We start from the raw sequence: 9,224 nt of genomic DNA, 5'->3' as shown, positions 1-9,224 counted from the left end.
TCAAACTGGCCACGTCGCCGAACGGCTACGTGCGTCTGGTCAATCGCTTCAGTGGCATGGCTGTCGGTGTCCGCGACGCCGCCAAGGCCGATGGGGGCGACGTCGTCCAGAACCGCGACCGGGGCGGCGCCGAGCAGCAGTGGAAGCTCGTCCCGGCCGGGAGTGCCGGCGGTACCGGTACGCCCACCGCGCCGGGCGGCGGCTCGGCGAAACGCTTCATGGGCAGTGACAAGGTGCTCATCGGCGGCTCGATGTCCGACGCCTCGGCGACCGCCGCGCCGTTCGACGTGCGCTACGCCTATGTACACAGCCGGCCGGCGCCCTCGTCGGACTACTACACGGCAGCGCGCTGCCAGGACGGGTGGTCGAGCTGGTGGGGCTGCTGGAACGGCAGCACCACGGCGCCCGGCACCTACGTGACCTGGCGGGACAGCGAGGTCGCCAAGGCGACGTACAAGGGCCGCCCGCGTCCGCAGAAGATGCTCTGGACCTGGTACTCGTTGCGCGACCTCGGGGATGCGGCAGGCCAGGGCGACGGTCCGGGCGAGGTCAGGGCCATCGACCGGGTCGACCTGCTCACCCGGTACCTGGACGACTACCGTTTCTTCCTCCAGAAGATCGGCACGTCGCACGACGCGATCGACCTCGAGCCCGACTTCTGGGGCTACGTCCGGTCGCTCGGCGATCCGCACAAGGTTCCCGCACAGGTCTCGGGCGCGAATCCGAAGGACTGCGGATCGCAGGAGAACAGTGCCGCCGGACTCGCCCAGTGCCTGATCTCGATGGGGCACAAGTACGCCCCGAACACCGCCGTGGGGATGCACCTGTCCTGCTTCGACTGGGAGACCAACCCGCAGGCTTGCGTCAAGGACTACGCGAGCCTCGGGGCGCGGAACGCCGACTTCCTGGTCAGCGATGTGTCGGACCGCGACGCGGGCTGGTACGCACAGCCGGCCCACGGCGGCAGTGACCACTTCTGGACCGACCGGAAGGCCGCCGCCGCGCTGCGGTTCTACAGGACGATGGCCGAGTCCGTGGGCAAGCCGGTGGTCCTGTGGCAGATCCCCGTGGGCAACATGGCGCAGAACAACACCCGCAACCATTACAAGGACGACAAGGTGGACTGGCTCTTCGCACACATGAACCAGGTCGCGGACGCCCATGTCGCCGGCCTGTTCTTCGGTCCGGGGCAGGAGGAACAGACCACGGCCGAGTCCGACGGCGGGAACCTGATCAATAAGACGATCGCCCATCACAACGCGGGCGGTACAGCGCTCAAGTAGGGACCGAGAAACGACGGGAGCCCCAGCCGGTGCACGGCTGGGGCTCCTCGCTGTGATGGGTGTCGATCGGGCGGGTCAGCGCTTCAGGGTGAGGATGCCGGGACGGTACGGCTGGTTGTCGTAGGAGGTGTCCGGCGGTGTGCCGGGGGACTTGCCCTGGTAGAGGAACTGCAGGTGGCAGGGGTCGATGGTCATGGTCTGGTCGGGGTTGTCGCGGACCAGGTCGCCGTGGCTGATGTCGTCGGTCCAGCCGGCGCCGCTGTTGGCCTTGCCCGCGAAGGGGTGGGACTCGGTGGCGGCCTGCGGGGTCCACGGACCGTTCAGGCTGGTGGCGGTGAAGGAGCGGAAGTAGCGCCGCTCGCTCGCACCGCGAGCCTCGACGATCATGAGGTACTGGTTCTGGCCCTGGACCTTGTAGACCTGCGGCGCCTCGAACAGGTTCTTCACCGAGTCGCTCATGACGGTCGTGTACGACGAGCCGAAGCTGCCGGGGAAGTCGCCGATCGGCAGGGTCGACTTGTAGATCCTGCCGTTGTCACCTGCGAAGAACAGGTACATGTTCTTGTCGTCGGCGATCAGGGTCTGGTCGATCGGGCCGGTGGCGGAGTCGGTGCGGGGGATGCCGCCGGTGAACAGCGGCCGCGGCGCGGACCAGCCATTGGGGTCGGTGGGGTCGCTGGAGGTGCGGTAGCTGAAGGGCCACGGACCCCACTGGTACGCCAGCACCCAGATCTTCTTGGGCGCGAAGTAGAACAGCGTGGGCGCCACCGCCTTCTCGCTCATGCCGGTCTGGCGGGCCGACGCCATGTCCGACCAGTTCGTGAAGGGGCTGAACGCCATCGAGCCGTAGGCCGACCCCGAGTAGTCCGACCCGTAGACCAGATGCTTGCCGTTGTGGGTCACGGTGGTGAAGTCCTTCAGCGAGGCCCACCCGTTCGCCGGCTGCGCCAGCGCGTCCGTCGAGGTCCACCGGTATGTCGACGGAAGAGCACACGTGGCGCTCTTCGGCGCCGCGGCCGGCTGGAAGTTCCAGCGTTGGTTGGCGCCGCCGCCGTTGGTGTCCCAGACCTGGACGGGGGTGCCGTTGGCGGTCCGGCCGCCGGGGATCTCCAGCGCCCGGCCGCTGGCGACGTTGGTCAGCGTGTAGGAGCCGTCGCTGTTCCGACTGGCCTTCCAGTGCTGGTGGGCGCCTCCATTGGCGTCCCAGACCGTCGTCCTCGTCCCGTTGGCCGTCCGGTTGGCCGGCTCGTCCAGTACCCGGCCGCTGGCGATGTTGGTCAGGGTGTAGGAGCCGTCGCTGTTCCGGTCGGCCCGCCACTGCTGGTTGGAAGCACCGCCGGCGTTCCACACCTGGAGCGGGGTGCCGTTGCCGTTCTGCCCCGCGGGCTCGTCGAGAACGCGCCCGGCGGCCGCGTTGGAGAGCGTGTAGACGGTGCCGGAGGTGATGCGCCCAGCCTGTGTGCCGCCGCTGCCGGTGCTGCTCAGGGCGGTGAGCACGGCGTTGTAGGCGGGCTTCCTGTTGCCGCCCGCGTCGAACAACAGGGCGTTCTCACCGGTGCGCCAGGAGTCGCTGTCGCGGATGCCCCACACCGTGATGCCCGTGCAGCGAGCGACGTCCCTGCACGCCTGGACGGCGTCGGTGTACGCGGTGGCGGACGCCTGCGCGATGTCGAGCTCGGTGATCTGCACGTCCACGCCGAGCGCGGCGAAGTGGGACAGGGTGGTCCGGAAGCTCGCCGGCGGGCCGCTGCTTGCGAAGTGGCTCTGGAAGCCGACGCAGTCGACGGGCACACCGCGGGACTTGAAGTCCTTGATCATCCGGTAGACGCCCTGGGTCTTGGCGTCGGACCAGTTCTCGATGTTGTAATCGTTGTAACAGAGCTTGGCGGAGGGGTCGGCGTCCCGGGCGGTGCGGAAGGCCTCCTCGATATAGCCGTCGCCCAGCACGTCCTGGAACACGGAGCCGCGGTGCCGGCCGCTGCCGCCGTCGGCGAAGGCCTCGTTGACCACGTCCCAGGCGTAGATCTTGCCCTTGTAGTGGGTCATCTCCTGGGTGATGTGGTTCTTCATCACACCGCGCAGGGTGCCGGCGTCGGTGATGGACCTGACCCAGCCGGGCAGTTGGGAGTGCCAGACCAGGGTGTGGCCGCGCAGGCGCTGGCCGTGCGCGGAGGCGTGGCCGACGATCGAGTCGGCGGCGGCGAAGGTGAACGTCCCGCGGGAGGGTTCGACGGCGTCCCACTTCATCTCGTTCTCCGGGGTGATCATCTTGAATTCCCGGTCGAGAAGGGCGGAGTACGTGGAGTCGCCGAGCTTGCCCGCGGACACCGCCGTGCCGAAGTAACGGCCGCTGCCGGCCGCCGCGTCGGCGGCCGTGGTCGGTGTGGAGGCCTCCGGCGTGCGTGCGGCCAGGGCGACCAGCGGTACGGCGGCGCTCGCCGCCGCGAGGACCACGGCGGCGGCGAGCACGCGGCGGGTGGCCGGACGGCGACGATGAGAGCGGTTCTGATCTGACAACGGCATGTCCTTCTCGCACAGCGGGCCTCGATCCGGCCCCGGTCACCCGCCAGTTGCCGCCACGCACACGAAGGTTGCCGCGATCGAGGGAAGCGCGACAGCGATTCTCGTCACGCGCTCCATGAAAACCCCCAGGTCGAAGACCCGGGGGTTCTTCGTCGTCCGATGAGACCGACGGGCCGGTTCGTCGGGTGGGCTCAGTCCTCGTTGGGGTCGAGGACGCGGCCCTTGAGCTTGATCGGGTTGGCGGCGCCCACCTTGAGCTGTCCGTCGGTGTAGCGGCCCGGGGTCGCGCCGTCGACGGCGGTGACCTGGGCCCCGTAGCCGAGGCACTCCTTGTTGGTGGACAGGTACGGGTTGTGGGTGAAGGTCAGAGTGCGGCCTCCGTCGCCGAGCTTGCCCTGGGTGGTCTCCAGGTTGCCCTTCGCCTGAAGCGTCTCGACGTCGTGGTAGGCCCAGGTGAGCCAGCCGGTGAACACGAAGCCGGTGGGTGCCTTCAGGGTGAAGGTGATGTCCCCGGGGTTCACCGGGTCGGGGACGGTGCTGAGGATGCCGAAGCTGAGGTGGGCGGGGACTCCGCCCGGCGCGTCCTCGACGATGCCCTGTTGGAGGATGTAGAGCTTGTTCTCGGATCCGGGCTGGACGGGGGACTGGGTCTGCGTGGCCATGCGTATCCCTTCTGTGGATGGGTGCGTCCGCGTGAGCGGATCCGCCGGTGGCGGGCTTGGGGGCCGGAGCCGCTCACGGACCGTCGGGGGTGGGGACGGGCGTCGTGAGCGGGTCGGACGGCACGGGGTCGGCCGGTGCGTGGTCGGCCAGGAGCGGGCCGAGGACGGACAGGGCGCCCAGAACGATGTCCTCGTAGAGGTAGAAGCCCGCTTCCAGCGGCGGCAGTTCCGTGCCCGGGTCGTCCGTGACGGGTTCCGGGCCGGTGGCGTGGCCGTCGCCGTCGTCGGGGGCGGCGCTCGGTCCGAGCAGGTCGGTGATGTCCTGCGCGGCACCCAGGAGGGTGCTGCGGGCGGTGACGGCCAACAGGCGCAGGGGGAGGTCGAGGGCGGCGGTCGTACGCTGACCGGGAACCAGCTTCGCCACCGTGGGCACCTCCCCGGTGGCCGCCGCGGCCATCAGCTGCACGGGGAGCGTGCAGGCGGCGACCATCCGCTCGGTGGACATCAGGGGCGGGGGATCGCCGTCGACCATGAGGTCCTCCCACTCCATCAGGTCGAAGAGGAACTGGCCGCCCTTGTAGAGGGGCCAGGGCCGTACGGTGTCGAGCAGGAGGCGGGCGCGTTCGGGGGCGTCGCGGCGCAGGGCCACGCCGTGCCTGGCCAGGGTGCACAGGCTCTGGCGCAGGCCGCTGTTGACGTGGTCGAGGAAGGCGAACGCCCGGTGGTCCGTGGAGGTCAGCGGGCCGGTGTCGGTGGGGTCGGCCGGCGGGGGCGAGGTGGTGGTCACAGTGGCCTCGAGGTGACGTAGTGGGCGATCTGCCGCAGGACGGCCTTGCCTTCGTTCTCGGGGATGAACCGGAGGTCTTCCTCGAAGCGGGCGATGCCTTCGGCGGCGAGGCGGTCGGCGAGTTCGGTGGCGTACTCGATGGATCCGTGCCGGCGCATGGCGGCGAGGAGTTCCTCGGCGTGCTGCTGGGTCTTGTCGGTACGGCGCTGCCGCAGGATGTCGAAGAGGCGGGGGCGTTCGTGGGCGTACGCGGTGCGGAACAGGTGGATCAGCATCACCGTGCGCTTGCCTTCGAGCAGGTCGCCGAGGGGCTCCTTGCCGTACAGGGCCTCCTCGCCGACCAGGTTCAGGATGTCGTCCTGGATCTGGAAGGCGATGCCGATCAGGCGGAACGCCTCGTCGAACCGGCTCAGCACGGCGGGGTCGGTGACGCCGGCGCAGACGGCCCCGATGCGGCACGGGCTGATGCAGGTGTACCAGCCGGTCTTCTTGGTGCTCATGACGAAGTAGGCGTCGTCGGCCTCGGGGACGACCTCGTGGCGGATCCAGCCCAGTTCCATGGCCTGCCCCTCGATGGACTCCCGGCACATGTGCACCGCCTCGTGGATGAGGCCGAGGGTGCGGACCAGGCCGAGCGTCTCGAGGTTGGACAGGACGGCGTCGACGGCGAGCAGGTTCATCCCGTCGCCGACGTTGACGGCCAGGCCCAGTCCGTGTTCCTCGTGCATGGTGGGCAGGCCGCGGCGGTGGGTGGACTCGTCGGCGATGTCGTCGTGCACGAGGAAGCCGTTGTGGAACAGTTCGAGGGCCGCGGCGGCGCGTACGGCGTCGTCGGGGCGCCCGCCGAAAGCGGCACAGGTGGCGATGGTCAGGGTGGGACGCAGACCCTTGCCCTGGCGGGCGGGGTAGGAGCGCATGAGGTCGTACAGCTCGGCACGCGGTTCGCGGTCCGGCAGCAGCCGTTCGATCTCCTCGTTGGTACGGGCCCGGCACCGGAGCATGGTCTCCATCAGGTCCGCGTCCCGGACGGTGTCCTCCAGCGACCAGTCGGTGCTGGTGCGGCCGTCCCACAGCAGACGCGGCGCGGTGACGGTGGTGCCGCCGATCAGCGCGGGCGGTGCGGGCGCGTCCTCCGGGGAGCGCCGGGCGAGGAAGTCCAGGGCCGTCCAGTCGACCGGGTCGGCGGCCGGTTCGCGGGCGGCGATCGGGCCGGCGGCCGGTTCCCGGGCGGCGGGTGGCGCGCTGCCCCACAGCCGGGGGGCCTGTTCGCGGTAGGCCCCCCACAGTTCCTGCATGCTGCGCAGGCCCGCCGCGCGCTGGGACAGCAGGGTGAAGGCCCGCCAGACGGCGAGGCTGTCGTCGCGGGAGCCGCGGACGTCGAGGCTGTCGGGCAGGACCTGGTCGACGGGCCGGCGCTGGAGGTCGAACAGCAGGTTCATGGCCCGGTCGTCGAAGGCGACCTCGACGTCGGGGTCCGGGCAGCGGTCCCGGTCCACCACGATGCGACTGTGCCGTGCGGTGAGTGTGGCGTGGCTGCCGTCGTTGAAGTGCAGGCCCAGCCGGATGCCGCGCAGGTGGCCGGCCGCGGCGGCGAGGATCGCCGGTGCCCGGTCGGACAGGGCGGCGACCGTCTCGTCCAGCAGCCAGGCCCCGGTGAACGCGGGGGCGGTCTCAGTCATGGGCACCTCCGGCGAACTCCACGATGCCCCCGGTGTGGAAGCCGATACGGCGCCCGCCGACCCGGCCCTCCACGGTGCACGGGCCGAGGGTCTCGTGCACGCTGAACGGGTGCAGGCTGGTTTCGGAAGGGTTGACGATCCGGCCCGCCGTGTGCGAGCGGAAGTCCAGGACGAGGCGGTCGTCGCCGAGTCGAGCGGTGATCAGCAGCCGGCCGGGCACCGCGGCCATCGGCGGGGTACCCAGCAGGCCCGCCAGCGGTGGCACCATCTCGACCCGGTCGCGGTCCAGGGTGCCGCTCACCGCCACGCGCAGGTTGCGCCGCGGGAAGTGGCGGATCATGCGCCCGTCCCGCCACAGCATCACCGATCCGTTGGCCGCGTCCGCGGGGTACGCGGGCTGGATCAGGGTGAAGACGACGGCCGACGGCGGGGCCTGGTCGACCGGGCCCGAGGGGTCGTTGACGAATCCGAACACCCAGCCGCCGAGCGTGGGCCAGGACCACCGGCCGCGTACCCGCTCGTGGTAGCCGAGCAGGTCCGTCCCCGTGTCCGTACCGTCGCCGTGCCGCAGGGTTCCGGTGCCCAGGACGCCGGGCTCCGACTGCCAGCGCAGATGCTCGTCGTCCCCGAACGGGGCGCACTGGGAGGTGCAGGGCCTGCTGGTCCGGGTCAGCCGTACGTCGACCGCCGGGGCCGCCGACCGGGCCGCCACCCGGAACCCGCCCGGTTCCCCGTGCGGGTGCGGTAACCGGAAGGCCGACCACGGCAGTTCGGGCTGTTCGGCGTTGAACTGCGTCGCACTCCAGCCGTGACCCTCCCCGTAGAGGAGCAGGATCGCCATGTGCTGCCCCTCGGCCGCCGTGCCGGTGCCGCTGCGGTGCCCGGTGGCCGGGGCGCCCGGATGCGCGAGGACCGGACCGGTGGAGGAGCCCAGGACGGAGAGGTTCGCGATGAGCGCCTGTCGCCCGCACCGCGACAGGAACGCGTAGTGCAGCCACTTGCGGTCGAGCGGGTGGGCGAGCGGGGCACACGGGAAGGGGCCCGGCGGACCGAACCGGGGAAGGGTGGGCGTGGACACATTTCGAACGCTAACTCAATGTCACCGAACTTTTGCAACCCGTGACGGTCGAGGGGGTGACCTGGGAGCACAGAAACGATTACCTCCGCATTCAGGGTTTGAGAACGCAAAGAGCCGCCCATGGCGGAGGGTCTGCCATGGGCGGCTTCGCATCTCGTGCCTGCCGTCGTCAGTCCTCGTCCTCCCCGAGAACGCTCGCCTTCAGGCGTACTTCCGGCTGGCCCGCGATCACCACCTGCCCATCGGTGTACCGGCCCGGCTCGGCGTCGTGCAGGGCGCGGATGCCGAGCGTGTAGACCAGGGCCGCCGCCGGATGGCCAGGGGTGTTCAGGCGGGGCTCGTCCGTGACGACCAACGACCGGCCGCCCTCCCCGACCGTTCCCGTCGGGTTCGCGCCGGGGATGACCGTGCGATCCGCCCGGTAGTACGCACAGGTCACCCGGCCCTCGAAGACGAAGCCCGTGGGAGCGGTGAAGTGGTGCTCCACCCGTCCGGGGTCCCAGGGGTCGGTGGAGGAGACCCGTACGTGGATCAACTCGCTCTGTCCGCGCTGGACCTCCAGGCCGACCTCCTGCCGGACGAGCAGGCGGGCGGGGGGTGGAGTGGGGGTGGGGGGTGGAGTGGGGGGGACGGGTTCCGGCTCCTTCTCCTTCGCCGGCTCCGGTCGGGGTCCCGGTTCGGGTTCCGGCTCCCCCTTCTTCTCCGGCTCCGGCTCCGGTCGGGGTCCCGGCTCCGGCTCCGGTTTCTCGTCCCGTGACCGCTCGGTGTCCTGCGAGGCAGCCGTGGGGAGGGGTACGGATGCGATGCGGTGGTGGGAGTTGTCCGCCACGAGCAGGCGCCCCACCGGATCCACGGCGAGACCGCACGGGTAACGCAGCGCGACCTGGACGACGGCATCGGGCGTGTCGACGGACGCGGCGGCCTCACCGGCAGCCGGAGCGGACGGGGTGGCCTCACCGGGGGCCGGATCCCGTTGCCCGGCAACGATACGGACCGCTCCGTCGGCCAGCCGCCACACGCGGTGTCCGGTCTGGTCGGCGACGTAGAGCACGCCCTCGCCGTCCAACGCCACCGCGCGCGGTGCGCCCCAGTCGGCCGCCGTGGCGTCGGCGGCTCTGTCCGGCGGACCCGCCAGCACCCGGAGTTCCCCGTCCGAGCCGAGCATCAGTACCCGTCGGCCCTCCGGGTCGGCGATGTACAGCCGACCGGCCC

Annotated in this window: 7 protein-coding genes; 1 reads left to right on the top strand and 6 read right to left on the bottom strand. The window is 70.8% G+C overall.

The genetic code is table 11. From position 1 onward, the window contains the following. The coding region (locus tag IE312_RS14640) for an RICIN domain-containing protein (RefSeq protein WP_229899753.1) at positions 1-1,283 on the top strand (1,283 nt) is incomplete at its 5' end. Positions 1,284-1,358: 75 nt separating this feature from the next. On the opposite strand, the gene IE312_RS14635 is transcribed toward IE312_RS14640, so the two are convergent. The 6 genes from IE312_RS14635 to IE312_RS40040 all read right to left on the bottom strand — a co-directional run. Further along, a complete protein-coding gene (locus IE312_RS14635) occupies positions 1,359-3,806 on the bottom strand; it encodes a non-reducing end alpha-L-arabinofuranosidase family hydrolase (protein WP_189981868.1) in 2,448 nt (815 codons plus the stop codon). Positions 3,807-3,997: 191 nt separating this feature from the next. Then, entirely contained in the window at positions 3,998-4,468 is a 471-nt protein-coding gene (locus tag IE312_RS14630) for a hypothetical protein (protein ID WP_189981866.1), read from the bottom strand. A 73-nt stretch (positions 4,469-4,541) separates the two neighbouring features. Continuing rightward, positions 4,542-5,255: a hypothetical protein gene (locus IE312_RS14625; RefSeq protein ID WP_189981865.1), complete on the bottom strand. Its 714-nt coding sequence runs from the start codon at positions 5,253-5,255 to the stop codon at positions 4,542-4,544. Further along, a complete protein-coding gene (locus tag IE312_RS14620; protein WP_229899751.1) occupies positions 5,252-6,934 on the bottom strand; it encodes a polyprenyl synthetase family protein in 1,683 nt (560 codons plus the stop codon). Before IE312_RS14620 ends, IE312_RS14625 begins: the two co-directional genes overlap by 4 nt. After that, positions 6,927-8,012 (bottom strand): hypothetical protein, encoded by a 1,086-nt coding sequence (locus IE312_RS14615; RefSeq protein WP_189981861.1) that lies wholly within the window; start codon positions 8,010-8,012, stop codon positions 6,927-6,929. The genes IE312_RS14620 and IE312_RS14615 overlap by 8 nt, the downstream gene beginning before the upstream one ends. Positions 8,013-8,181: 169 nt before the next feature. Continuing rightward, on the bottom strand, positions 8,182-9,224 hold a 1,043-nt coding region (locus tag IE312_RS40040), incomplete at its 5' end, for an NHL repeat-containing protein (RefSeq protein WP_502266971.1).

The sequence above is a fragment of the Streptomyces capoamus genome, from assembly GCF_014654935.1.
In the GTDB taxonomy this organism is placed as follows: domain Bacteria; phylum Actinomycetota; class Actinomycetes; order Streptomycetales; family Streptomycetaceae; genus Streptomyces; species Streptomyces capoamus.
This window is presented reverse-complemented; position numbering and strand designations above follow the sequence as displayed.